Genomic DNA, 22539 nt, shown 5'->3' with positions numbered 1-22539 from the left:
TCATTTTGGCCAAGCTGAGGTGATTTAAGATTCATTCAACCTGGCCGTTTCGTCTTAGTGATTAAATACCATCACGCTCAATTGGGCAGCTCATGCAGCGTGCGCCACCGCGACCGCGACCAAGTTCGTCTCCTGGAATCGGAAGAACCGTGATGCCTGCTTTGTCGTATTTTTCGTTGGTGTATGTGTTGCCTTCGTAGCCAATAACGACGCCAGGTTTAACCGTTAGAACGTTGTTTGCATCGTTCCACTGTTCACGTTCTGCATGGAAGTTGTCGCCACCCGTTGTGATTAGGTTTAGCTTGTCTACGCCAAGTGCTTTTTCGATAGCCGTTACGAAGTAGCCTTCTTCTTTCACTTTCACAGCGCCTGACTCATCACCAGTTAGGTTCCAGCACTGCACATCCTTACTCACCACTTCAGGGTAAACAGAGAACGTATCTTCGTTCATGTGCGTCATAACGGTGTCTAAGTGCATGCAAGAGCGGTGTTTTGGTAGCTGCATTGCGATAACTTGTTTCGCTTGACCGTGTTTGAATAGGTTCGATGCTAAGTGCTCAACACCTTGTGCTGTTGTACGCTCAGACATACCGATAAGCACCGTGCCACGACCGATAACAAGAACGTCACCACCTTCAATTGTTGAGTTGTCGTAGTTGATGTTTTCTTCATCGCCAAAGTATTTAATGAAGTCTTGACCTGCGAATGTTGGATGCCAGCGATAAATAGCACGAACGTGGTTGGTTTCACGTTGACGAGCGGGTTTCGCCATTGGGTTGATAGATACGCCACCGTATACCCAGCAAGATGTGTCGCGAGTAAATAGGTGGTTTGGTAAAGGCTCGATTATGAAGTCGGTTGGTGCGTGCATGCCTTGCATCATTGAAGATGATTTCATTGGCATCTCAGCGTAAGACAAACCGCCCGTTAAGATTTTTGCTAACTCTAGGGTTGGTAAATCGCCCAAGTAGCAGCGCACATCATTGGCGAATGTTTTACCCAAACGGTAATCAGATACTTGGCAGTTTAGTAGCCAATCTTTCGCTTCTGGCACGGCTAGCGTGTCTGCTAGTAGGTCTGTAAGAAGAAGAACCTCTACACCTTGATCACGTAGCGTTTGAGTAAATGCGTCATGCTCTTTACCCGCACGCTCAACAGCCAATACGTCATCAAACAGCAAATCGTGACAGTTAGAGGGTGTTAGGTGAGTCAGTGCGCGTCTTGGGCGGTGAACTAGAACGCGGCGTAATTGACCTATTTCAGAACCTACATAGAACTTACTCATGATCGTCTCTCTCTTATATATTTGAATTACTTTTATCGCTAAGAGTAATTATTTATTTTCAGTTGAGAAGAATGAATTATTTATTCATGTCTCTTGTCTGGAATTAATATTACGCCTGCTAGTCAGGTATTCTTAGAGATCTATCACAAATCGTTTTTTATCCCGCAGCCCTTTAAAATCAAGGGTTTTAACAAACTTTATGCACTTTCAACTATTGCCAACCTTTTCTAAATAGTTAACTCCTTGGGAATATTATGCATGCTTTTTTAACTCAACTTACTAGAATCTAATTTATGAGGGATTATATGCAGAATAGTTTTATTGATAAGAATGTACTTAGATTGGAAGTATGCAGTGTTTCTATTTATATATTTAATTTTGGATGTGAAATTAATTAAATTTTAACAAAATAAATTAGAATAAAGCTGTTGTGGTCACATTTTAAAATCGTCTGTTTAAGTGTGTTTTTTGATAAAAAAGAGCGTTAATCCTCGTCTGTTTATTAGACTGTAAATTACTTTAAATATAATTAGCTCTAATAAGTGACTAACTATCTGGATAAATATCATGGCTGCTAATTGAGTGTTATTTCATCAAGCTAATTTGATGTCTATAAGTAGGGTGTTTCTTTAGTGATGAGTACTTTTGGTTACGCTGAGCCTTAGTAGGAGCAGGAGGTGTCTTGAATGTCGCGTGTATGGCTTTGAGGACCTATTTTAGCAGCAGAGGGTCACATTGGGAGAGGGATTAATAAAAAAGCCGCTATGGGAAGCGGCTTTGGATGAGAACAGAGTGAAGCGTTTTGAGTTAGATCAGAGCACCAATACTCAGTACCACAATACAAAATACCATTAAGATGCCGACTAATGGCATCACCCATTTAACCCAGCGTACATATGGAACGCGAGCAATCGCTAAGCCACCCATCACAACCGCAGAGGTTGGGGTGATTAGGTTTACCAAGCCTGATGCGGATTGGTAAGCGGTAATCACTAGGTCTCGACCTACACCTGCAAAGTCAGCCAGTGGTGCCATGATTGGCATGGTGAGTACCGCTAAGCCAGAGGTCGATGGCACTAAGAATGACAATAGAATTTCTAAGAAGAACATCACGTTAATAAAGATAACTGAAGAAAGCCCGGTAACCATTTGTTCTGCAGAGAATAGAATTGTATCGGTGATCATACCGCGGTCCATTACGACCACGATACCACGTGCAATACCTATGATAAGCGCAACACCCAGTAGATCACGGGCACCGTCAATGAAGCTCGTGGTAAACTCTTCTTCGCTCATGCGAGCCACAATACCAACGATAATAGTTGCAGCTAGGAACATCGCTGAGATTTCAGCCATCCACCATCCAGCAACGGATACGCCGTAAATCATCACAGCGAACGAGCCACCAAAAATAGTCAGAATCAGTTTACGAGTCATGGTGAATTCAAGTTTTTCGCCGCTCGCATTACCTAAGAAGTGCGCTTTGTTCTCTTCGTATTTGTCGAACACAATGGATTTCGAAGGATCTGCTTGAACCATTCTGGCGTAGCGCATGACGTAAGCGACACAAATAACCCAACCAATAATCAACATGGCAATACGCAGCACGATACCGTCAGTAAATGGGATACCAGAGGCGTTGGCAGCGATCACGGTTGCGAATGGGTTAATGGTGGAACCTAGCACCCCAATCCCTGCGCCAAGCAGTACGGTCGCAGCGGCGACAAGCGGATCAAAACGCGCCGCCATCATTACAGGCACTAGCAATGTATAGAATGGCAGTGATTCTTCCGCCATGCCGTAAACGGTACCGCCAGCAGCAAACAATGCCATCAGTATCGGTATCATCAACTCTTCTCGCCCTTCTAGGCGGGCGGTGACGCGTTCGATACCGGCATCAATGGCGCCAGTTTTGGTTACTAGCCCTAAGAAGCCACCAATGATTAAGATGAACAGTGAAACGTCGATTGCTGCAGCTTCATAGCTATTGTGGTCGTAGAAACCGTCAATAGGCGCGAGTAGTACGTCAATCACACCTTGAGGATTACCTTCTACTGCTTGATAGGTGCCGGTTACCGGTACTTCTCGACCTAACTCTTCATTCATTGCTCGGTCGTATTGGCCTGCTGGAACAACCCAGGTAAGCAGGGCTACGAATGCAATTAGAATAAATAGAATGGTGTAGGCAGAAGGGAATTTAAAGTTGGCAAAGAAGCCACCCTTTTTTGTTTCGCTTGGTATCGTCTGAGTCGTCATAGCTATCTCCTTACACCATCTTAAATAGAATTGATGTGAATTAGCGACTAATGATTTATAGATTGTAAACACAGTGACATTTATAAAGTATTCAAAGATATAAAACTATTGCCATTATTAAGCAGTTAACTATATAAAACTTCCGAATTTAAACTAAAAATGTTTATATATTTACATGTCCGAATGAATATAGATCCAATTTAACTACGGTTATTTTATGCTTTAAGTAAGCATTTAAGTTTGGTGCTGTTCACAAAAATAGTGGCCAATAAGATGGCTTGAAAATGGCATAAAAGCAGCAAGGTTTTTTGGTTAGTTAGCTTGGATTAATATTCGATGTGGATTAGGTGGAAGCGAGGGGGGATTGATTTGGTAAGTGTTGTTATTAGTTGGGTTGAATAATCTTGGAATTTTATTCAAATTTTATTTTTGGGCGGATTTTAAAGTTTATAATAGTTATTTGATGTGTATCAAATAACACATTGAGTAGAAAACAAAAAAGGAAGCCGAAGCTTCCTTTTAAAGTTTTAATCATCAGCGAATGTTAGATAAACAGACCGCCGAATGCGAAGCCGAGTGCTACCGCAGTACTGATTGTTGCCACACCAGGAATGAAGAATGGGTGGTTAAATACATACTTACCAATACGCGTTGAACCTGTGTCATCCATCTCAACTGCTGCCAGTAGCGTTGGGTAAGTTGGAAGTACGAACAACGCACTTACTGCAGCAAAAGAAGCGACAGCTGTTAATGGTGCCACGCCAATCGCCAGAGCGGCAGGCATCAGTGCAACCGTTGTTGCACCTTGAGAATAAAGCAGCATAGAAGCGAAGAACAGAACAAGCGCTAGCATCCACGGGTAGTCAGCCAATAGAGCGCCTGCTACGTCTTTGATCTCAGCAACGTGTGCGTTTACAAACGTTGAACCTAACCAGGCCACACCCAGTACACATACACATGCTGTCATACCTGAGCGGAATGTTGGTGCAGAAGAAATCTTCGCAGCATCAATTTTAGTGAACATAACAATTGCCGCTGCTGCTGCCAGCATCACAGACATGATCGCTTCGTTACGGCCTAGAGCTGGGTTTTCAATTAGGCCGACAGAGCTAGAGATAGCCGCTGCGTAGCAAACCACAAAACCAATCGCTGCTAGAAAGATGTAAGTCGCTCTCTTTGCCGTTGGTAGAATTTCGCGTTTCTCTTCAGTTGCTAGCTTGATTAGACCTTTCTCAAGACGCTCTTGGTAAACTGGATCGTCTTTCAGTTCGCTACCCATGTAGTTAGCAACAACCGCACCAACCATACAAGCGATGAAGGTTGTTGGGATACAAACCATGAGTAGCGTTAGGTAATCAACACCAAATGGTGCAAGCATCGCAGCGAAAGCCACAACTGCTGCCGAAATTGGCGAAGCTGTGATAGCAATTTGAGATGCCACAACTGCAATAGAAAGAGGACGAGAAGGACGAACACCTTGGCCCTTCGCTACTTCAGCGATAACAGGCAGTGTAGAGAATGCTGTGTGACCTGTACCTGCCATTAATGTCATTACAAAAGTAACGATAGGCGCATAGAAGGTAATGCGTTCAGGATGTTTACGTAAAAAGTTTTCTGCAATTTGTACTAACCAATCCATACCACCGGCAACTTGCATTGCAGCAATTGCAGTGATTACCGACATGATGATCAAGATGACATCGATCGGAATGAAAGATTGGCTTGTTGGAACACCAAGAATAAGTGAAAGGGCAATAACACCAGCACCACCGGCAAAACCGATACCGATACCGCCAATTCTAGCCCCCAAAAAGATAAAGAGTAGGACGACAAATAGTTCTACTGCAATCATAAGTAACACCTCATTTTAGATTTTATTATGTGAACATTCACCGATGGAATGTTCACATAATAGTTCTATTGTTTAGATTCTATTGAGCAAAAGTGCAACCAACATAAGCCCACAAAATAAACGTGGTTAACCGTATTGGAGCCTAAAAAAGGGCTCCGTTTGGAGCCCTATTTGCTAGATTTACTCGTAGCGTTTTGCTTTATACTGAGGATGCATCAAATTTTCAACAGAGAAAATGTCATCAAGTTCTTCTTCGGTTAATAAACCACGCTCTAGAACCACGTCACGAACGCTCTTACCTGTCTCAGCACAGATCTTACCAACGATGTCACCTTCGTGGTGGCCAATGTATGGGTTTAGGTAAGTCACGATACCGATAGAGTTAAATACGTGAGATTCACACACTTCTTTGTTGACCGTAATGCCGTCTACACACTTGTCGCGTAGGTTCACACATGCATTAGTTAGAATGTCTAGAGACTCAAACATGCTTTGTGCAATAACGGGTTCCATTACGTTCAGTTGAAGCTGGCCGCCTTCTGCTGCGAAAGAAACCGTGTTGTCGTTACCTAGAACTTTAAAGCAAACTTGGTTTACTACTTCAGGTACAACTGGGTTTACTTTAGCAGGCATGATTGAAGAACCCGCTTGCAGTTCCGGTAGGTTTAGCTCGTTGAAACCAGTGCGTGGACCTGAAGAAAGCAGACGCAAATCGTTACAAATTTTAGACAGCTTAACCGCTAAGCGTTTAAGTGCGCCGTGCGTCATTACGTAGGCACCACAGTCAGATGTTGCTTCGATTAGGTCTTCCGCAGGAACACATTCTAGGCCAGTTACTTCAGCTAGGTGTTTAACTGCTAGACCTTGGTAACCCGGTGCTGCGTTCAGACCAGTACCGATAGCTGTTGCGCCTAGGTTAACTTCAAGCAGTAGTTTTGAAGTGTATTCTAGGTTTTTGATTTCTTCATTGATGGTTACCGCCCAAGCGTGGAACTCTTGGCCAACCGTCATTGGAACTGCATCCTGAAGTTGAGTACGACCCATTTTCAGGATGGTGTTGAATTCTTGGCTCTTAAGTTCGAATGCACCTTTTAGGTATTCAATCGCATCGATCAGTTTCAGTACGCTGTTGTAAACAGAGATACGGAAGCCCGTTGGGTAGGCGCAGTTTGTCGATTGGCTGCGGTTTACATGGTCATTTGGGTTGATGAACTCGTATTGACCTTTTTCTTTGCCCATAAGTTCAAGTGCCACGTTCGCAACCACTTCGTTTGCGTTCATGTTTACAGAAGTACCTGCACCACCTTGGAATACATCCGATGGGAATTGATCCATACACTTGCCAGTATCTAGAATTAGGTCACAAGCTTGAATGATGTATTTAGCCACTTCGCTTGGAATTACACCTAACTCTTTGTTTGCTAAAGCCGCAGCTTTTTTAGTCATCACCATACCGCGAACGAATTCAGGTACATCTGAGATCGTTACATTTGAGATGTTGAAGTTTTCAACTGCGCGTAGGGTGTGGATGCCGTAGTAAGCATCAGCTGGAACATGACGTTGACCTAAAAGATCTTCTTCGAGACGAGTAGCTTGAGGAGCATCAACTTGAGCTTCTGATAGAGTAGCCATAACAGGATCCTTAGAGAATTATTCTGATTATATAGTTAGTTATTAGCCTATTCTGTGTGCAAATACTCCGTTCGCTAGAATATTGGGCTGATAAATCCGTCCTGACTTATGTGGCACATGATACTGTACTTAGCGCATAAAAATAGTAAGTTGATCACCTTTTTCGTTTTTGTTTCGTCAATATTTAGCAAACTTATTCCGGGTCAATAAACACGCTTATTTACAGGATAAATTTGAGATTGGTAGGGCTTTCAGCGTAAACTGGATGTAACAAAGGAGTGCGTGTGTTTCCTATCTTATTATTACTATTTATCTTCGTACCGATCATTGAGATTGGACTATTTATTCAAGTTGGTGGCTTCTTAGGGTTGTGGCCAACGATTGCGTTGGTTCTGATCACTGCATTTGTCGGTGCATCACTTGTTCGTAGCCAAGGCATTCAAACATTAATGTCTGTTCAAGGCCGATTACAACAAGGCGAAATGCCAGCTCAACAGATTCTTGAAGGCGTGATGCTTGCGGTTGCAGGCGTATTGCTGCTGACTCCGGGCTTTATGACGGATGCACTTGGTATGTTGGTATTGCTGCCTGCACCAAGAGCGATGATTGCTAAGAAAATGATGGAAAAAATGGTGGTTACCAATATGTCTGGTGGTTTCCAAGCAGGTGGACAAGGTGGTTTTGGGCAGAGCCCATTTGGACAAGACCCATTCAATCGAGATCCATCTGATCAATCAAAAGACGGCAACACCTTTGAGGGTGAGTTTGAAAAGAAAGACGACGACAACGATCGTAACCGACTAAACTAATCCGTTTTCTCTCTTCTTTATATAGAGGGAAAAACAGAAAAGGCTCTTACCTTTATCTTTCACATGAAAGCGATAATGGTAAGAGCCTTTTTTATTGCGTGTCGCTTGTTGTTACTTACTGTTTATTATTGATAACAGATAACAGATAACAGATAACAGATAACAGATAACAGATAACAAATAAGTTTGAGCGCTCAGTTATACCGCGCCTTCGAAACCCATTTGACGCCATGCTTCAAAAGCAATGATTGCCACAGCATTAGATAGGTTTAGGCTGCGCGCATCTGGCATCATTGGAATACGAATGCGTTGTTCCATTGGCATGCTTTCGATGAGCTCAGCAGGTAGGCCGCGTGTCTCAGGGCCAAACATCAATACATCACCTTGTTGGAATTTAGCATCAACGTGGTGGCCTGTGGTTTTTGTGGTACATGCGAAGATACGGAAGTCACCTTCACGTTCATTCTCTAAGTACTCAAGAAAGGCTTCTAGATTCTTGTGGCGTTTTACTCGCGCTAGGTCGTGGTAGTCCAAACCGGCACGGCGTACTTTCTTCTCTTCAAAGTCAAAACCAAGCGGTTCAATTAGGTGTAGGTTCGCGCCACAGTTAGCAGATAGGCGGATGATGTTACCCGTATTGGGTGCAATTTCTGGTTCGTATAGAGCGATATCAAACATGTTGGTTCACAAGAATAATCAAAGATAGCCAGAGTATACGGTGGCAAGCAGAGTGAGTACAGTTCGCCACCGTCACCATTTGCTTAAGCTTGGTTCGCTAGTGCTTGTGCGTAGTTTTCAGATACCGCATTCCAATTCACCACGTTCCACCATGCATTGATGTAATCAGGGCGACGGTTTTGGTAGCTGATGTAGTAGGCGTGCTCCCAAACGTCGAGCGCAAGAACCGGTTCTCCGTTACTGGCAATGGTATCCATCCATGGGTTGTCTTGATTCGAGGTCGAGACGATGTTCAGCTGTCCTTTTTCCACCACCAACCAAGCAAAGCCTGAACCAAAGGTATTGATTGCCGCTTGAGCAAACTGGTCTTGGAAGGTTTTGAAATCTCCGAATGTACTTTTGATCGCTTCACCTAGTTCGCCCGTAGGTTCACCCCCACCGTCTTGCGACATGCAGTTCCAATACAAGATGTGATTGTAGTAACCGCCACCATTGTTACGAACGGCTGGACTGTGCTGAGAGATGTTAGCGAAAATCTCGGTGAGAGACTGGTGCTCAAGCTCGCTACCAGAAACCGCAGTAATAAACTTATCGTAATAGGTTCGATGGTGTTTGCTGTAATGCACTTCCATTGTTTTTGCATCAATGTAAGGTTCTAGGGCATCGTAAGCGTAGGGTAGATCTGGGAAAGAGTGTGACATGGTAAATCCTCCTTAATTAGAGGATTTACCATAATGATAATAACTATCATTATCAACTGTGATCTTTGTAGGGGTATTACGCTGGTAGGATTGGCAGAGTGATCTCTAGTTGTAATCCACCTAGTTTACTGCGGCTTGCTGTGATCGAACCACTGTGTTGACGAATCGCACTTTCTGTAATGGTTAACCCCAATCCTGTTCCGCCTGAGTTTCGATCTCTTGCCGTTGAAACACGATAGAAAGGTCGGAAAATTGAATCTAATTCGTCATCAGGAACGCCTTCACCGTTGTCATTCACGCAAATCGTCAGTTGGTCTTGTTGAACACTAAATTGAACATCAACTTGGTCTCTACCATAGTAAATGGCATTGCGAGTAATATTGTCGAGCGCGCTCATCAATAACTTCGGATTACCCGAGATAGAACGATTAGGAATTTTTGAAAACCTCATCTGCTTGCCCATTTGCTCTGCTTCAAACTCTGCGTCTTTTAGGATCTCTTCCCACAGGCTCGATAAGGGTTGCACTTCACGTGTGATGTGACTATCGACCTGCATACGAGACAAAGTTAAAAGTTCACTGATCATCTGTTCTAAACGCTGCGCTTCAGTATCGATACGCTCTAGCTCTTGGCTGTCGCCTTGCTTACGAATGGCGAGTGCATTCGCCATGCGTAATCGAGTGAGTGGAGAACGTAATTCATGAGATATATCAGACAATAAACGTTGCTGCCCTGAAATCATCTGGTTTACTGCTTCGACCATCTGGTTAAAGCTCTCACCGGCTTGTCTGAATTCTGATGTGCCTTTTTCCAGTTGAGGGTCAACCTCAAATTGACCTTTAGCAACGCGTTGTGCAGCAAGTTCTAGCCTTCGTGCTGGTTGACTTAGCGCCCAAGCTAACCAAAGCAGCAGCGGGGTACTCGCCAGCATCACGGCAAGTAATAACTGTAATGGTTTATCAAACAGTCGCAGTAAAAATGGTGGTGGCTGATCCCATTTAACTCCGATGTACATCATCAGGTCTTCACCGGCGAGTGAAACTGGGATTGGGCCTGCCACCATGTAATGCCCATACAGCTTTTGTTTTGGCACTTCAGGGTTATCAATCGTAGTCACGAAATTGCGAATTGCTTTCACTTTGTAATCTGAATGCTTTTTAGTCGTTAGTACTGAGCCTTCAAGGTCAGTCAAATACATCCGAGGGCGTGTGTCTTTTCTGCTGCGGGTTGGGCCTTCCAGTTGGAAGACAATCTTGCCTAAGTTGTCTTCTTTGGCGAATCGCTTCTCTGTACTTTTCGCAATGCGTTCTAATTTCTTGAGGTGCTCGACCGGTACATCGCGAGCAACTCGAGGATCTAAGTGTGGCAGTGATAGCACCGACAAAAGCACCAGTAACATGGTGAACCAAAAGATAGCAAAGATACGTCCATATAAGCTGGTGATTTTAGGTATACGCATTAATCCTCCTCTACTAACAAGTAGCCACGACCTCGTAAGGTTTTAATGCGAGATTTCCCGTCGCTGCGTTCTGGAATCTTCTTGCGCAGGTTAGATATGTGCATATCAATCGCACGGTCAAACGCCGCTAGCCTTTTACCTAACACGTCTAAACTCAATGCTTCTTTGGTGATCACTTGTCCAGGGTTCTGGATTAGGTGACTCAAGAGAGCGAACTCGGTAGTGGTGAGATCGATAATCTGACCATTGCAATAAGCTTCTTGTTTGCCAGGGAATACTTCAATGTCTTGGTATTGAATCCTATCACTGGCCGCTTTAGGCACTGTGTTGGTTTGCGTACGACGCAAGATGGCACGAATACGAGCGAGCAGCTCTCGATCACTGAAGGGCTTTGGCAAGTAATCATCCGCACCAAGTTCAAGGCCAATAACACGATCTATTTCTTCGCCTTTCGCTGTCAGCATTAGTACCGGCGTTTCCCAATTTTCTCTCAGCTTTTTTAGCGTTTCCATGCCATTAAGGCGCGGCATCATCACATCCAAAAGGACCAGATCAATCTCATCATTGATCGCTTCAAGCCCGGCATAGCCATCATTGGCTTCTGAGATAGTGAAGCCCTCAAAGCTCAAAATGTCTTTAAGTAAGCTGGTTAACTCTGTGTCGTCATCAATAAGAAGAATGTTCGCCATTGGGAAGCCTTAATCATTTAGTTAGGTTAATAATACTGCTAATTATTCGTCAACTTTCACTCTTTACGATTCTTTACGCTTTCTAAACGTCACTTTACGAGGGAAAGACTAATCTATATTCAAGCGCTGAGAAACAGACGCAACACATGACTTATTATACCGAATTGAGGCAACAATTATGAAAATGACTAAGAAACTTGTACTAGCAGCTGCGGCACTTCCACTTATTTTTGGTACAGCAAGCGCGTATGCTTACGGTGGTGGTGATAAAGGTGACCACAAAGGTATGCACGACAAGTGTGGCGGTTTCGATAAAAAAGTAATGCGCCAACTAGACCTAACCGACGCTCAAAAAGAACAGTTAAAAGAGATGCGTGAAGCAGACCGTGCTGAGATGAAAGCAAAGCGCGGTGCAAACAAAACGGCAAAAATGGCGCAAATGAAAGCGCATCACGAAAAGGTTCAAGCTCTAGTATTGGCCGACAACTTCGATGAAGCCGCTGCAAACGATCTAGCAAGCCAAATGGTTGCTAAGCAAACTGAACGTCGTGTCGCAATGCTGAAGAAACAACACGACATGATGAGCGTTCTGACAGCAGAGCAAAAAACTCAATTGAAAGAGATCCAACAAGAGCGTATGAGTAAGTGCGCTGACAAAATGGAAAAACGCATGAACAAAGACAAATAGTCTTTCATCTAATCTGGTGTTTAATCCCCAGAATAATGTGAAAAAGCGGCCGTGTGCCGCTTTTTTTGATCCCTTAAAATGAATCTCTTACATCATGTCTGTCATATTCAATTGATTGTTTGCAGGTTATACTTTGTGCTATCAGTCATTTTATAGCCAAATTATGAAACAAGAATACGCACGTTTAGTTACGCTCGCCGCTTGGGCAGCCACTACCATCGCCACAATTTTATTGATCGTGAAGGTCGCAGCATGGTGGGTGACCGGCTCTGTGAGTCTGTTGGCTTCCGTGGTTGATTCCTTGTTAGATATTGCGGCGTCAGTCGTGAACCTAATCGTCGTTCGATACTCTCTCCAGCCTGCCGATAAAGAACATACTTTTGGTCATGGCAAAGCTGAATCTCTTGCAGCACTAGCACAAGCGATGTTTATTTCCGGCTCCGCTTGTTTCCTTATACTTAATGGTATTGAACGCTTCTTTAGGCCTCACGAACTGAACTCTCCTGAAATTGGTATCTACGTCAGCTTATTCGCGATGGTGATGACTTTTGGTTTGGTTCGATTCCAAAAACATGTCGTGAAAAAAACCGGTAGCCAGGCTATTGCGGCGGACTCACTGCATTATCAATCGGATCTCTATATGAATGCGGCCATTATGCTGGCATTGGCGTTGAGCTGGTTTGGTATTGGGCAAGCGGACTCGGTATTCGCGATTGGTATCGGTATCTACATTCTTTACAGCGCTTATCAAATGGCAAATGAAGCGATTCAGTCATTGCTTGATAGAAAGCTACCGGATGAAGAGCTTAAACAGATTAAAGAGACGTCGTTGAGTATCGAAGGTGTATTGGGTGTGCATCAATTACGAACGCGTCGTTCGGGCCCAATTCGCTTTATTCAATTGCATTTGGAGCTTGAAGATAATATCCCACTTATTGAAGCGCATCGCATTTCTGACGAAGTAGAAGACAAGCTTATCTCTGTTTTTCCTGATGCTGATGTATTAATTCATCAAGATCCGTATTCGGTGGTATTTGGCCCAGAGAAACAGCAGAAGTTTCATTCTTGGTAATGAGTGATAAAGCTGAGAGCAAATGGTAAGTGGCCGGCTTTTGAACTAGAGTGAGTAAAAATTACTAACTCAAAGGTGATTCAAAAATCACCTTAGTAACAATTAATGTTGATTCTGATGTGAATCAACAAAGTTACTGAGTAAAACTGTAATACTCTTACAGAAGTAGAAATGTTACATAATTTTACGCGATTTGAGTGCTATTCCTGTTGAGGAAATGTAACATAACGCACAAATATAGATTTAAAATCTTGTTGATATACAATCAGCAAGAATAAGAATTGAATAATAGATTCCCAAAAATCGAGGGTGAGCATGATTAAGAAGATCGGTGTTTTGACCAGTGGTGGTGACGCTCCAGGCATGAACGCAGCAGTTCGCGGTGTAGTTCGTACAGCGCTATCAGTTGGCATTGAAGTTTACGGTATTTACGATGGCTACCAAGGCCTTGTTGAAGACCGTATCGAAAAGCTTGACCGTTCAAGCGTATCTGACGTGATCAACCGTGGTGGTACTTTCTTAGGTTCTGCACGTTTCCCTGAGTTTAAAGATGTTGCTGTTCGTGAGAAAGGCATTGAGAACCTTAAAAAGCACGGTATCGAAGCACTTGTTGTTATCGGTGGTGACGGCTCTTACATGGGCGCTAAGAAACTGACTGAGATGGGTTACCCATGTATCGGTCTTCCAGGTACTATCGACAACGATATCGCAGGTACTGATTACACAATCGGTTACCTAACAGCGCTTAACACTGTTATCGACTCAATTGACCGTCTACGTGACACGTCTTCTTCTCACCAACGTATTTCTATTGTTGAAATCATGGGCCGTCACTGTGGTGACCTTACGCTTATGTCAGCAATTGCAGGTGGTTGTGAATACATCATCACTCCTGAGACTGGCTTAGATAAAGATCAGCTGATCAGCAATATCCAAGATGGTATTGCGAAAGGTAAGAAGCACGCAATCATCGCTCTAACAGAGCTTATGATGGACGCGAACGAACTTGCGAAAGAGATCGAAGCTTCAACAGGTCGTGAAACTCGTGCAACGGTTCTTGGTCACATCCAACGTGGTGGTCGCCCGACTGCATTTGACCGTGTACTGGCTTCTCGCATGGGTAACTACGCAGTTCACCTTCTTCAAGAAGGCCACGGTGGTCGTTGTGTTGGTATTGAGAAAGAAGCGCTTGTTCACCACGACATCATCGACTGTATCGAGAACATGCAGAACCCAGACCGTTCTGAGCTATTCCGCGTTGCAGAAGAGTTGTTCTAAGCAACGCTTAGCGTTCGCTTAAAATATTAAAAACCGCTGATTTATCAGCGGTTTTTTTTGTGCCTGTTGTTTGAGGCTTTAGAACTGACAGGTAATAAAAAAGGCCAACCTAAGTTGACCTTTCATTCAATCTAAACGGTGACGTTTAAATTAAGCTTTTGCTTCAGCTGCTGCTTTAGCGATAGCTGCGAAGCTTTTCGCGTCTAGCGCTGCGCCGCCAACTAGAGCACCGTCGATGTCTGGTTGTGCGAAGTAAGCTGCTGCGTTTTCTGGTTTAACAGAACCGCCGTATTGGATAACAACTTTCTTAGCAACGTCTTCAGATTTCTCTGCGATGTGTGCACGGATTTGAGCGTGGATGCGTTGTGCATCTTCAGCTGTCGCTGCTTTACCAGTACCGATAGCCCAGATTGGTTCGTAAGCGATGATAGCGCCTTCAAGAGCTTCAACACCTTGAGTGTTGATAACAGCGTCAAGTTGACGAGCACATACTGCAACAGTTTCGCCTGCTTCGTTTTGTGCTTCAGATTCACCGATACAAAGAACTGGAGTTAGGCCGTTCTCTTTTAGGAATGCGAATTTCTTAGCAACGAATTCATCTGATTCGTTGTGGTATTCACGACGCTCAGAGTGACCGATGATGATGTGAGATGCGCCGAACTCTTTAAGCATTGCTGGAGACATGTCGCCAGTGAATGCACCGCTGTTGTTTAGGTCAGAGTTTTGAGCACCTAGGATGATTGCGCTGCCCGCTTCAGTAAGCGTACGTTCTGCAAGATCAACGAAAAGTGCTGGTGGAGCAACTGCTACGTCTACGCCTGTTACGCCTTCAAGTTCAGCGTTAAGACCGTTTAGTAGATCAACAACCATTTCTTTGCTGCCGTTTAGTTTCCAGTTACCCATAACTACAGGATGACGCATAGGAATATCTCCAAAGTATTTAAATAAATCGAATGTAAAAAAGTAAACTTTATTACGAAATAATATAACAGATTAATATCAACAGATCATGACTGTGGTCATGACTTTCTTGGATCTTACTCAATGGTCAGAGTAGATTCTGAGCAAATATCAGTGATCCGGCAGACAGAATAATAGCTAACTTCTCGGATTTTTCATCGTTAGTTGCTATTAAGGGACAAACGATTGCGTTAACAATAAGGAAGTAACAATGCCGAACCTAGTTCTAGAGTACTCAAATTCAGTGGATGAGCGTGTGAATATCCAAGGCTTACTGGAAGATCTCCATCAAGTCGCTCTCACATGTGGCTTGTTTGATGTGCCGTCAGTGAAGTCTCGTTCACTGCGTTGCCATAATTGGTTGGTCGGTGAGGAGGAAGATAGTGTAGACTTTATTCATATCAGCTTTGAGTTACTTTCGGGACGAACGGAAGAGCAAAAGCGAGAATTGTCACGATCGTTAATGCAGATCCTGCAAGAACAAGCGAGTCATGTAAGAAGCCTAACGGTCAACATACGAGATATGGATAAAAGTTGCTTTCAGAAAGTGATTAATTAGCTAAAAATAATCAACGATCTAAAAGTGATTAACCAACTATTTGCTGCTAACTTTTGGTAGCGTATTAATTTTTGAGTATTTTAAGATGTCGATGAAAGATTTACTGCTCTCTTTCAAAGGGAGAATTGGTCGTAAGACTTACTGGATTTGGAATGTTTTCTACTATGTAGCGATTACTGGTTTTGCTTCCGGTATTTCTGTTCTGTTCCCTGCATATTCCTATATCCTGCTACCAATCTTTCTACTGTTGCTGGTTATCCCAGATCTTGCAATTACCGCTAAACGCTGGCACGACCGCAATAAGTCGAACTACTGGTTGCTGTTGAACGTGCCACTGGTGCTTGGGCGTTTGGCTTCGCCAATGGTCGCAACGACAACAGAGTCGGTATCGCCAGTTCACATGGCAGCAACGGTTGCAGCATTAGTATGTGGTTTATGGATTTTGATTGAATGTGGATTGCTCAAGGGAACTGAAGGCCGTAATGATTACGGTGACGACCCAGTGTAAAGATTGAATGATTGAGAAATAAGAAGGGAGCATTGTGCTCCCTTTTTTTGTTTTTGGTCTCTAATATCTTGCTACTGATGCTTGGGCGTTTGAGTAACGATTTTTTAATACATTTTCGGTTCTGTGTTCGGCCTAAAAGGAACCACATTTTCAGATTCAGGCTCTTCAAAACTACAGCGGCCTTGAAGCGCATCTTGAAATTTACAGACCTGACAGCGTAGCTCTTGCATCAGTACAACATTAGCATGGTGTGGATTCTTGCAACGGCTGACCACTAAGTCGAGGTGACTTTGTTGGGCTCGAAGTCGATCTTGCATCACCTCAGAGGCAGAACAAATCATTTGTTCACACATATCATGTTTGAATTGATTAAATGCTTCAGGATCACTTTTCGCTAGTTGGACGAGTTCGTCAAAGGGGGGCAGTTTTTGATCCGACTGTGGATATGCCATGTTTCTTTCCTTAGCGTTAAGCATGTTTCATATGCTTTAAGCTTAAGAAATAAATTAGTACAAATTTTAATCAATTTGTATTTTCTCAATCTTGAGACAAGATCAATGACTTGGCGTCAGCCTGCTGGACTTGGACTTGGACTTGGACTTGGTATTGATACAGAGGCTACGTTAAAAGTGCTGGTGTTAAAGTATAAGTACAGCGTCGCTCACCAGCGATAATGTGTTCAGTGCGGCTTACATGACACTCACCTTTGAGTAACTCAGTAAATACATTGAGCTCAGATTGACAGAGGCTTGGACAGCGAGTCGCTGCTTTACAGATAGGACAGTGATTTTCGATCAAGATATAGTTATCACCTTGTTCTTGAAGTTCTGCCATGTAGCCTTCTTCTTCGCGAAGTTGGGTGAGTTTTTCAAGTTTACTGATCAGATTATTACAGTCGGATAGAGCGGCTTGATATTGCTTAAGAGTGTGCTGTTCACGTTCAGCTGCAACTTTAGCTAAGCCTTCTTTGCCAAATAGGTTTTCGACAGCGTCAATCACCTGAATGGTGAGTTCACCGTGTCGGTCTGAGAATTGACTATGCCCTTGCTGAGTCAGAGACCAGTGGCGGGTAGGGCGTCCCACTTTTACTTTTACGTCATGAAACGCAAGAATACCGTCATCTTCCAAACTTTGCAGGTGCTGTCTTGCACCCATTGTCGTCATGCCAAATTCTTCTGACAATTGTTTCGCGGTTACCGCGCCTTGACGCTTAATGGTTTGTAAGATTTTGTCGCTCGTTTTCATACTATCCCTACCTCATGAACCTTACTATTATGGGGCAAGGTGTTTATAAAGCAAACCATTTACTATATTGATAACCATTTACTATATTGATTGTAAATGGTGCCATTCTCGTAGGACATAAAACAAAAGGCTGATACTTGGTATCAGCCTTCGAATGTTTTGTTTAACCGAGCTTAGGTTTACAGGATATGACCCACTACTTCTGGGTCTTTACGCTCTAGATAGTGGATAGACTTGATACGACGGATCGTACGGCAGCGACCACGGATAAGCAGTGTTTCTGTGGTTGCGATATTACCTTTGCGAGAAATACCTTCTAGTAAGTCACCCTTAGTGATACCTGTTGCTGAGAATACAACGTTGTCGCTGCGCGCCATGTCTTCCATTTTTAACACGATGCCCGCTGTTACGCCCATTTCAGCACAACGTTCTAGTTCAATTTCGCCGTGTTTACGGTTTTCTTCTGTGTCGCCTTTGACTTCATGACGAGGGAGAAGACGGCCGTGCATGTCGCCGTCTAGTGCGCGAATAACCGCAGCAGAAACCACACCTTCAGGTGCACCGCCGATGCAGTACATGACGTCTACTTCGCTATCTGGCATACACGTTAGGATTGAAGCAGCAACATCACCATCAGGCACTGCAAATACACGGACGCCCATTGCTTGCATGTCAGCGATGATTTGATCGTGACGAGGTTTAGCAAGCGTGGTTACTACTAGAGTATCGAGTGTTTTACCTAATGCTTTAGCGATGTTTTCGAGGTTCTCGGTCAATGGAAGCTCTAGGTCAATCACGCCTTTAGCGCCAGGGCCTACTACCAATTTTTCCATGTACATATCAGGCGCTTTAAGGAAGCTGCCTTTTTCGCCTGCAGCAAGTACTGCCAATGCATTTGATTGACCCATTGCTGTCATGCGTGTCCCTTCAATTGGGTCAACTGCGATGTCGACAGCGTCGCCGCCTACACCTACGTTTTCGCCGATGTATAGCATGGGTGCATCATCGATTTCACCTTCGCCGATAACAATCTCACCGCTAATTTCGGTTTTGTTTAATAGGCTACGCATTACTTCTACAGCAGCGCCATCTGCAGCGTTTTTATCGCCACGGCCAAGCCACTTGTAACCAGCTAGTGCTGCACCTTCTGTGACACGAGAGAATGACATTGCTAAATCGCGTTTCATGCGGACTCCAAAATTTTCAAAGGGGGAATAGAAATTTCGCGGCGAATTTTACCATATCCAAAAGGAAACGTTTGCCTTTTTGTTTTTTGGGGATTGCTCTTGATCAATTTGCGGTCGAAAACCGGTAATATTCATCAAAATAATCAGTCTGTTGTTGCGTTGGTAATAGTTCACGTCAATATTCGGTAAAAAGCGCTGTTTTTTTCATCGAATGACGCAAAATATCGAATATATTGAGTGTTTATCCTTGCTCTGCTGAGTAGAATGGGGAAATAAGTGGAGTGAACCTTCACCATCAAACGAATAACTTAAAGGTAGGCCAGAATGTCTTTTGAAGTACTAGAGCAGCTAGAAGCAAAAATTCAAACAGCAGTAGATACAATTGCACTTCTTCAAATGGAAGTGGAAGAGCTTAAAGAAGAGAAACAAGCACTAGCAACTGAAGCTAGTGAGCTTAAAGCAAGTCGTCATGAGCTAGAGCAAAAAACTCAGCAAATGCAGGAAGAGCATTCTGCATGGCAAGATCGTATCCGTAACCTTCTTGGTAAAATGGATGACGTAGAGTAATTGACTCTTCGGATTTAAAAAAACGCCCGCTACTGATTAGCGGGCGTTTTTGTTTGTGTTCTAATGCTTCGTACTCTTATGCTTTGTTTTATTATTCAAAGCTGAGTTACTCGACCTCTTCTTCTTCAACATCCAGATCAAGTTCTACATCCAGAGGCTCTGCAGAAAGGATGATGCCGGTGTTGTCTGCGTAGAGGTAATCTTCCGGTAAGAAGGTCACGCTACCAAAGTTAACCGGTACATCAATCTCACCTACTCCACCTTGGCTTGCGCCGACAGGTATAGAGGCTAGGGCTTGAATACCTAGGTTCATATCTTCAAGCTCATCGACTTCACGCACACAGCCGTAAACCACAATACCTTCCCACTCATTGTCTTCGGCAAGTAGGGCTATCTCCGCATCGATCAGCGCTTTACGTAGTGAGCCGCCACCATCGATTAACAACACTCGTCCCAAGCCATCTTGCTCTAATACGGAGCGAATCAAAGCGTTGTCTTCAAAACACTTTAATGTCGTGATCTGTCCGGCGAAGGATGCTCGTCCACCGAAGTTGCTGAACATTGGTTCCACGACATCCACTTGATCCAGATATATGTCGCACAGTGCTGAAGTGTTGTATTCCATTTGCGTACCTTTTGAACAATGAGCTTAGTTTGAGTATATCGGTGCTTGATCCCTTTGCAATGATTAGTCTCAATTAACTCAGTAGAGTTTGAGCTACGACAACCCCTGCAAACAATAGGTTAGTGACCAGTGAGCATTTCACAATGACAGGCATCATCGGCGCTATTTGTGCTGGCTTCTCTGTTTCCCACACGGCCTTGCCATGCTTATAGACAATAATAATGCTGAGTAAAAACGGTAGACTGATCCAGACTGGTTTTTCTTGAATGAGTAGGTACAGAGCGAAAGACGCGAGAGCCAATCCAAGAAGTGCAAAGTGGTATTGCTTAGCTTTGCGTTGTCCTAGACGAACGGCCATGGTGCGTTTCCCGCATTCACTGTCGTTTTCGATATCACGCATGTTATTGATATTGAGTACCGCAACCGCCATCAGTCCGCAGCCTAACGCTGGAAGAAATAGACTTGGTTCAACATGACCAGTGTGTAAGAAGTAAGTACCAGAAACACCTAACAAACCAAAGAAGATAAAGACAGATAAGTCCCCTAGGCCAATATATCCATAGGGTTTGTTGCCTACGGTATATGCGATAGCCGCGACAATCGCTAATACGCCGAGTGCGATGAAAGACAGAATGCTTTCAATTGATGTCAGCGCATGGAAAATCAGAATGAGCCCTGCGATAACGGTAAACACGATATTGAGGATGATCGCTTGCTTCATGGTTGTTGCCGTCACCGCGCCAGATTGCATTGCGCGTGTTGGTCCTAGACGATTTTCGTTGTCGGTGCCTTTAGCCGCATCGCCATAGTCATTCGCTAGGTTCGATAAAATTTGTAAGAGTGTGGCGGTTAAAAAAGCCAGTAGTGCTATCGATAAAGAAAAGTGATCGCTGGAGAACGCTAAACTACTTCCTGTAAGAATAGAGACGAGTGCGAGAGGCAGAGTTTTCGGTCGTGCGGCATCAAGCCAAATCAGTAGAGATTGTTTCATCGTAGGTCTATTTCTTTGTAAGTCTTCGTTTCAAACTGTGATTTGAGTATACGCCCATTCTTCAAGTAATAAAAAGCCCACTCGAAAGTGGGCCTTGAATTCGCTTATTAGCTGCTATTTCTTTGAGATAGAGCAATAAGTTGGAGTTTCGTGTGCTACAGGATGAAGCGGCTTAGGTCTTCGTCTTCAACGAATTCACCGAGCTTCGACGTTACGTAAGCTTCATCAATGACGAGTTTGCTGCCGGCTTTTTCTGTTGCGTCGAATGAAATCTCATCCATTAGGCGTTCCATAACAGTATGTAGGCGACGCGCACCGATATTCTCCGTGGTTTCGTTAACACGCCATGCCGCGTCAGCAATCTGATTAATGCCATCTTCAGTGAACTCAATGCTCACATCTTCTGTTTTCATCAGGGCAATGTATTGCTCTGTTAAAGATGCTTTTGGCTCAGTAAGAATTCGTTTGAAGTCATGTGCAGAAAGCGCTTCAAGTTCTACACGGATTGGTAGACGACCTTGCAGCTCAGGGATCAGGTCAGATGGCTTAGCCACTTGGAATGCGCCTGATGTGATAAACAAGATGTGATCAGTTTTAACCATGCCGTGTTTCGTTGATACTGTGCTGCCTTCGATAAGAGGCAGTAGGTCACGTTGAACACCTTCGCGAGATACGTCTGGGCCTGAGCTGTCACCACGTTTACAGATTTTGTCGATCTCATCGATGAACACGATACCGTTGTTTTCAGCGTTGAAGATCGCGTTCTCTTTTAGCTCTTCCTGGTTCACAAGCTTCGCAGCTTCTTCTTCTGTCAGTGCTTTGAATGCGTCTTTGATTTTCATCTTACGCTTTTTCTTGGTGTCGCCAGCGAGATTTTGGAACATGCCTTGTAGCTGGTTAGTCATCTCTTCCATACCTGGAGGTGACATGATTTCAACACCCATTTGCGGTGCCGCTACATCAACTTCGATCTCTTTGTCGTCTAGCTTACCTTCGCGCAGTTTTTTACGGAAAATCTGACGAGTGTTTGAAGAGGTTGTGTCTTCAGTTGATTGCTCGTTCTGACCCCAAGCATCACGAGCTGGTGGTAGAAGGGCATCAAGAATGCGTTCTTCAGCTTGTTCTTCAGCGCGGTATTGTACTTTTTCCATCGCTTGTTGGTGCGTCATCTTGATCGCAACGTCCGTTAGATCACGGATGATGGTTTCAACTTCTTTACCAACGTAACCCACTTCGGTGAACTTAGTCGCTTCTACCTTGATGAAAGGCGCGTTTGCTAATTTCGCTAGGCGGCGAGCAATTTCAGTTTTACCTACACCCGTTGGGCCAATCATTAGGATGTTCTTTGGTGATACTTCAACACGCAGGCTTTCTTCAAGCTGCATACGACGCCAGCGGTTACGCAGGGCAATAGCAACTGAACGCTTAGCGTTGTCTTGGCCGATAATGTGGCGATTGAGTTCGTGGACAATTTCGCGAGGAGTCATCTCAGACATGG

At 44.0% G+C, this 22539-nt stretch carries 22 protein-coding genes; 7 read left to right on the top strand and 15 right to left on the bottom strand.

Translation table 11 applies throughout. From position 1 onward, the window contains the following. Positions 1–61: 61 nt before the first annotated feature. The 4 genes from arcA to aspA form a co-directional block, all read right to left on the bottom strand. The gene (gene arcA, locus ACFI6G_RS15895) at positions 62–1285 is read right to left on the bottom strand and encodes an arginine deiminase (RefSeq protein WP_010435401.1); all 1224 of its coding nucleotides are present in this window, start codon (positions 1283–1285) and stop codon (positions 62–64) included. An 807-nt stretch (positions 1286–2092) separates the two neighbouring features. After that, positions 2093–3541, bottom strand: coding sequence for a YfcC family protein (locus ACFI6G_RS15890; protein ID WP_016767971.1), 1449 nt, complete (start codon positions 3539–3541; stop codon positions 2093–2095). Positions 3542–4085: 544 nt separating this feature from the next. After that, the gene (locus tag ACFI6G_RS15885; RefSeq protein WP_016767972.1) at positions 4086–5393 is read right to left on the bottom strand and encodes an anaerobic C4-dicarboxylate transporter; all 1308 of its coding nucleotides are present in this window, start codon (positions 5391–5393) and stop codon (positions 4086–4088) included. 180 nt (positions 5394–5573) lie between these two features. Next, the gene (gene aspA, locus ACFI6G_RS15880; RefSeq protein ID WP_010435392.1) at positions 5574–7025 is read right to left on the bottom strand and encodes an aspartate ammonia-lyase; all 1452 of its coding nucleotides are present in this window, start codon (positions 7023–7025) and stop codon (positions 5574–5576) included. A 284-nt stretch (positions 7026–7309) separates the two neighbouring features. Here aspA and ACFI6G_RS15875 point away from each other — a divergent pair, with 284 nt between their 5' ends. After that, positions 7310–7834: an FxsA family protein gene (locus tag ACFI6G_RS15875; protein WP_010435390.1), complete on the top strand. Its 525-nt coding sequence runs from the start codon at positions 7310–7312 to the stop codon at positions 7832–7834. A gap of 198 nt (positions 7835–8032) precedes the next feature. Here the strand turns inward: ACFI6G_RS15875 and ACFI6G_RS15870 are convergent, their stop codons facing one another. The 4 genes from ACFI6G_RS15870 to ACFI6G_RS15855 form a co-directional block, all read right to left on the bottom strand. Beyond that, a complete protein-coding gene (locus tag ACFI6G_RS15870; protein ID WP_010435387.1) occupies positions 8033–8512 on the bottom strand; it encodes a tRNA (cytidine(34)-2'-O)-methyltransferase in 480 nt (159 codons plus the stop codon). An 83-nt stretch (positions 8513–8595) separates the two neighbouring features. Next, positions 8596–9213, bottom strand: coding sequence for a superoxide dismutase (locus ACFI6G_RS15865; RefSeq protein WP_016767973.1), 618 nt, complete (start codon positions 9211–9213; stop codon positions 8596–8598). A gap of 76 nt (positions 9214–9289) precedes the next feature. Then, a complete protein-coding gene (gene cpxA, locus ACFI6G_RS15860) occupies positions 9290–10672 on the bottom strand; it encodes an envelope stress sensor histidine kinase CpxA (RefSeq protein WP_010435382.1) in 1383 nt (460 codons plus the stop codon). Then, the gene (locus ACFI6G_RS15855) at positions 10672–11361 is read right to left on the bottom strand and encodes a response regulator (RefSeq protein ID WP_010435380.1); all 690 of its coding nucleotides are present in this window, start codon (positions 11359–11361) and stop codon (positions 10672–10674) included. Before ACFI6G_RS15855 ends, cpxA begins: the two co-directional genes overlap by 1 nt. Before the next feature lie 178 nt (positions 11362–11539). On the opposite strand from ACFI6G_RS15855, the gene ACFI6G_RS15850 reads away from it, so the two are divergent. The 3 genes from ACFI6G_RS15850 (at position 11540) to pfkA (ending at position 14399) form a co-directional block, all read left to right on the top strand. After that, on the top strand, positions 11540–12049 hold the full coding sequence (locus ACFI6G_RS15850; RefSeq protein WP_010435378.1) for a CpxP family protein: 510 nt from the start codon (positions 11540–11542) through the stop codon (positions 12047–12049). A 163-nt stretch (positions 12050–12212) separates the two neighbouring features. Beyond that, positions 12213–13121, top strand: coding sequence for a CDF family cation-efflux transporter FieF (gene fieF / locus ACFI6G_RS15845; protein ID WP_016767974.1), 909 nt, complete (start codon positions 12213–12215; stop codon positions 13119–13121). Between the two features lie 315 nt (positions 13122–13436). After that, the gene (pfkA, locus tag ACFI6G_RS15840) at positions 13437–14399 is read left to right on the top strand and encodes a 6-phosphofructokinase (protein ID WP_004729705.1); all 963 of its coding nucleotides are present in this window, start codon (positions 13437–13439) and stop codon (positions 14397–14399) included. Between the two features lie 150 nt (positions 14400–14549). On the opposite strand, the gene tpiA is transcribed toward pfkA, so the two are convergent. Further along, positions 14550–15320, bottom strand: a complete 771-nt coding sequence (tpiA, locus tag ACFI6G_RS15835) for a triose-phosphate isomerase (protein ID WP_010435373.1) — start codon at positions 15318–15320, stop codon at positions 14550–14552. 250 nt (positions 15321–15570) lie between these two features. On the opposite strand from tpiA, the gene ACFI6G_RS15830 reads away from it, so the two are divergent. Together ACFI6G_RS15830 and ACFI6G_RS15825 are read left to right on the top strand one after the other, a co-directional pair. Then, positions 15571–15918, top strand: coding sequence for a 5-carboxymethyl-2-hydroxymuconate Delta-isomerase (locus tag ACFI6G_RS15830; RefSeq protein WP_016793866.1), 348 nt, complete (start codon positions 15571–15573; stop codon positions 15916–15918). A gap of 85 nt (positions 15919–16003) precedes the next feature. After that, on the top strand, positions 16004–16426 hold the full coding sequence (locus tag ACFI6G_RS15825; protein WP_010435371.1) for a DUF805 domain-containing protein: 423 nt from the start codon (positions 16004–16006) through the stop codon (positions 16424–16426). Between the two features lie 104 nt (positions 16427–16530). On the opposite strand, the gene ACFI6G_RS15820 is transcribed toward ACFI6G_RS15825, so the two are convergent. The 3 genes from ACFI6G_RS15820 to glpX form a co-directional block, all read right to left on the bottom strand. Further along, positions 16531–16878, bottom strand: a complete 348-nt coding sequence (locus ACFI6G_RS15820; protein WP_010435369.1) for a DUF3135 domain-containing protein — start codon at positions 16876–16878, stop codon at positions 16531–16533. Positions 16879–17044: 166 nt separating this feature from the next. After that, a complete protein-coding gene (locus ACFI6G_RS15815; protein ID WP_010435367.1) occupies positions 17045–17671 on the bottom strand; it encodes a helix-turn-helix transcriptional regulator in 627 nt (208 codons plus the stop codon). Between the two features lie 179 nt (positions 17672–17850). Beyond that, positions 17851–18858: a class II fructose-bisphosphatase gene (gene glpX / locus ACFI6G_RS15810; RefSeq protein ID WP_010435365.1), complete on the bottom strand. Its 1008-nt coding sequence runs from the start codon at positions 18856–18858 to the stop codon at positions 17851–17853. A gap of 324 nt (positions 18859–19182) precedes the next feature. Between glpX and zapB the strand changes: the two genes are divergently transcribed. Continuing rightward, positions 19183–19425 (top strand): cell division protein ZapB, encoded by a 243-nt coding sequence (gene zapB / locus ACFI6G_RS15805; RefSeq protein WP_010435362.1) that lies wholly within the window; start codon positions 19183–19185, stop codon positions 19423–19425. Between the two features lie 106 nt (positions 19426–19531). Here zapB and rraA read toward each other — a convergent pair whose 3' ends face one another. The 3 genes from rraA to hslU all read right to left on the bottom strand — a co-directional run bounded on the left by rraA (position 19532) and on the right by hslU (position 22537). Continuing rightward, entirely contained in the window at positions 19532–20050 is a 519-nt protein-coding gene (rraA, locus tag ACFI6G_RS15800; protein WP_010435359.1) for a ribonuclease E activity regulator RraA, read from the bottom strand. Between the two features lie 73 nt (positions 20051–20123). Then, a complete protein-coding gene (locus ACFI6G_RS15795) occupies positions 20124–21041 on the bottom strand; it encodes a 1,4-dihydroxy-2-naphthoate polyprenyltransferase (RefSeq protein WP_010435357.1) in 918 nt (305 codons plus the stop codon). 155 nt (positions 21042–21196) lie between these two features. Beyond that, positions 21197–22537, bottom strand: coding sequence for an HslU--HslV peptidase ATPase subunit (hslU, locus tag ACFI6G_RS15790; RefSeq protein WP_016767976.1), 1341 nt, complete (start codon positions 22535–22537; stop codon positions 21197–21199). Between the last annotated feature and the right edge of the window lie 2 nt (positions 22538–22539).

This window comes from Vibrio sp. PSi01, from assembly GCF_054960695.1.
Note: the sequence above shows the minus strand (reverse complement) of the source record. Positions and strands in the feature narration are given on the sequence as shown.

Excerpts from the sequence above, each read along its gene's own strand:
- arcA (WP_010435401.1), bottom strand. The coding sequence starts at position 1,285 with ATGAGTAAGTTCTATGTAGGTTCTGAAATAGGTCAATTACGCCGCGTT.
- ACFI6G_RS15890 (WP_016767971.1), bottom strand. The coding sequence starts at position 3,541 with ATGACGACTCAGACGATACCAAGCGAAACAAAAAAGGGTGGCTTCTTT.
- ACFI6G_RS15885 (WP_016767972.1), bottom strand. The coding sequence starts at position 5,393 with ATGATTGCAGTAGAACTATTTGTCGTCCTACTCTTTATCTTTTTGGGG.
- aspA (WP_010435392.1), bottom strand. The coding sequence starts at position 7,025 with ATGGCTACTCTATCAGAAGCTCAAGTTGATGCTCCTCAAGCTACTCGT.
- ACFI6G_RS15870 (WP_010435387.1), bottom strand. The coding sequence starts at position 8,512 with ATGTTTGATATCGCTCTATACGAACCAGAAATTGCACCCAATACGGGT.
- ACFI6G_RS15865 (WP_016767973.1), bottom strand. The coding sequence starts at position 9,213 with ATGTCACACTCTTTCCCAGATCTACCCTACGCTTACGATGCCCTAGAA.
- cpxA (WP_010435382.1), bottom strand. The coding sequence starts at position 10,672 with ATGCGTATACCTAAAATCACCAGCTTATATGGACGTATCTTTGCTATC.
- ACFI6G_RS15855 (WP_010435380.1), bottom strand. The coding sequence starts at position 11,361 with ATGGCGAACATTCTTCTTATTGATGACGACACAGAGTTAACCAGCTTA.
- ACFI6G_RS15850 (WP_010435378.1), top strand. The coding sequence starts at position 11,540 with ATGAAAATGACTAAGAAACTTGTACTAGCAGCTGCGGCACTTCCACTT.
- fieF (WP_016767974.1), top strand. The coding sequence starts at position 12,213 with ATGAAACAAGAATACGCACGTTTAGTTACGCTCGCCGCTTGGGCAGCC.
- pfkA (WP_004729705.1), top strand. The coding sequence starts at position 13,437 with ATGATTAAGAAGATCGGTGTTTTGACCAGTGGTGGTGACGCTCCAGGC.
- tpiA (WP_010435373.1), bottom strand. The coding sequence starts at position 15,320 with ATGCGTCATCCTGTAGTTATGGGTAACTGGAAACTAAACGGCAGCAAA.
- ACFI6G_RS15830 (WP_016793866.1), top strand. The coding sequence starts at position 15,571 with ATGCCGAACCTAGTTCTAGAGTACTCAAATTCAGTGGATGAGCGTGTG.
- ACFI6G_RS15825 (WP_010435371.1), top strand. The coding sequence starts at position 16,004 with ATGTCGATGAAAGATTTACTGCTCTCTTTCAAAGGGAGAATTGGTCGT.
- ACFI6G_RS15820 (WP_010435369.1), bottom strand. The coding sequence starts at position 16,878 with ATGGCATATCCACAGTCGGATCAAAAACTGCCCCCCTTTGACGAACTC.
- ACFI6G_RS15815 (WP_010435367.1), bottom strand. The coding sequence starts at position 17,671 with ATGAAAACGAGCGACAAAATCTTACAAACCATTAAGCGTCAAGGCGCG.
- glpX (WP_010435365.1), bottom strand. The coding sequence starts at position 18,858 with ATGAAACGCGATTTAGCAATGTCATTCTCTCGTGTCACAGAAGGTGCA.
- zapB (WP_010435362.1), top strand. The coding sequence starts at position 19,183 with ATGTCTTTTGAAGTACTAGAGCAGCTAGAAGCAAAAATTCAAACAGCA.
- rraA (WP_010435359.1), bottom strand. The coding sequence starts at position 20,050 with ATGGAATACAACACTTCAGCACTGTGCGACATATATCTGGATCAAGTG.
- ACFI6G_RS15795 (WP_010435357.1), bottom strand. The coding sequence starts at position 21,041 with ATGAAACAATCTCTACTGATTTGGCTTGATGCCGCACGACCGAAAACT.
- hslU (WP_016767976.1), bottom strand. The coding sequence starts at position 22,537 with ATGTCTGAGATGACTCCTCGCGAAATTGTCCACGAACTCAATCGCCAC.